Raw genomic sequence first — 1,568 nt, 5'->3', positions numbered from 1 at the left:
GCTTCCGGATGGGGCGGTGCGATCGGCCCCCGGCCGATCCGACCGCCCCATCCGGAAGCCGGCTCAAAGGCGATCTCGCAGCCCCGGCGGAGCCGGGGCAGACAACAGAGCGATCTCGCCGCCCCGGCGGAGCCGGGGCAGACAACACAGGACGGCCGTCCCGTTTACAGTCGAGGTATGCAGACTTGGTCCTCCGTCGACGTGCCCCGGTTGCCGGGCACGCCCCGCCCGCTTCGGCTCCACGACACGTCGACCGGGCAGATCCGCCCGACGGCTCCGGGAGCCACCGCCCGGATGTACGTCTGCGGCATCACGCCCTACGACGCCACGCACCTCGGCCACGCCGCGACCTACCTGGCGTTCGACCTGGTCAACCGCATCTGGCGGGACAACGGGCACGAGGTCCACTACGTCCAGAACGTGACCGACATCGACGAGCCGCTGCTGGAGCGCGCCGAGCGCGACTCCGACGACTGGGTCGTGCTCGGCATGCGCGAGACGGCGCTGTTTCGCGAGGACATGGAGGCGCTGCGCGTGCTGCCGCCGCGGCAGTTCGTGGGCGCGGTCGAGGCGATCCCGGAGATCGTGGAGGTCATCGCGAAGCTGGTGGCCAACGGCAGCGCCTACCGGGCCGACGACGCCGAGTACCCGGACGTGTACTTCGACCACTCGGCGACGGGCCGGTTCGGCTACGAGTCGAACTACGACGAGCCGACGATGGGCAAGTTCTTCGCCGAACGCGGCGGTGACCCGGACCGCGCCGGCAAGCGCCACCCGCTCGACGCGTTGTTGTGGCGTGTGGAGCGCGAGGGGGAGCCGTCGTGGGAGTCGGAGCTCGGCGCCGGGCGCCCGGGCTGGCACATCGAGTGCAGCGCGATCGCGGTGAACCGGCTGGGGCTCGGCTTCGACCTGCAGGGCGGCGGCTCCGACCTGATCTTCCCGCACCACGAGTACAGCGCCGCGCACGCCGAAGCCGTCGCGGGGGAGCACCCGTTCGCGCGGCACTACGTGCACGCCGGGATGATCGGCCTCGACGGCGAGAAGATGTCGAAGTCGCGCGGGAACCTGGTGTTCGTCTCGCGGCTGCGCGCCGACGGCGTGGACCCCTCGGCCATCCGGCTCGCGCTGTTCTCCGGCCACTACCGTGAGGACCGGCCGTGGACCGACGCGCTGCTGACCGAGGCGCAGGAACGCCTGGCCCGCTGGCGCGAGGCCGTGGCCCTGCCCGCGGGTCCCGACGCGACGGAGACCCTCGCGCAACTGCGCGACCACCTCTCCGACGACCTCGACACCCCGAACGCCCTCGCCGCCATCGACGCGTGGGCGACTGCCGCTTTGCGCCGGGACGGCACTGACCCCACCGCGCCGGGCCTCATCCGCTCCGCGGTCGACGCCCTCCTCGGTATCGAGCTGTAATTCTGCCTCGGCTCCGCCGAGGCGTGCGAGATCGCTGTGTTGTCTGCCCCGCCTCCGGCGTGGCGTGCGAGATCGCCTGGATCCGCTTCGACCGCGGCCCGGGCCATGGCCAACATCGAAGGTGCGCCGGCATCGGACCTCTTGGTCATGAG

The 1,568-nt window shown here is 71.8% G+C and carries 1 protein-coding gene; it reads left to right on the top strand.

Annotation, left to right across the window (positions count from 1 at the left end; all coding sequences use genetic code 11):
- The first annotated feature begins 177 nt into the window (after positions 1-177).
- Positions 178-1,416 carry a cysteine--1-D-myo-inosityl 2-amino-2-deoxy-alpha-D-glucopyranoside ligase gene (mshC, locus tag AB0H62_RS51225; RefSeq protein ID WP_220240802.1) on the top strand — a complete coding sequence of 413 codons (1,239 nt, stop codon included), beginning with the start codon at positions 178-180 and terminating at the stop codon, positions 1,414-1,416.
- Positions 1,417-1,568: the final 152 nt, after the last annotated feature.

The sequence above is a fragment of the Amycolatopsis sp. NPDC050768 genome (assembly GCF_040654155.1).
Taxonomy (GTDB): Bacteria; Actinomycetota; Actinomycetes; order Mycobacteriales; family Pseudonocardiaceae; genus Amycolatopsis.
This window is presented reverse-complemented; position numbering and strand designations above follow the sequence as displayed.

Bases quoted from the DNA above. Each gene is read 5' to 3' on its own strand.
- mshC (WP_220240802.1), top strand. From the start codon at position 178: ATGCAGACTTGGTCCTCCGTCGACGTGCCCCGGTTGCCGGGCACGCCC.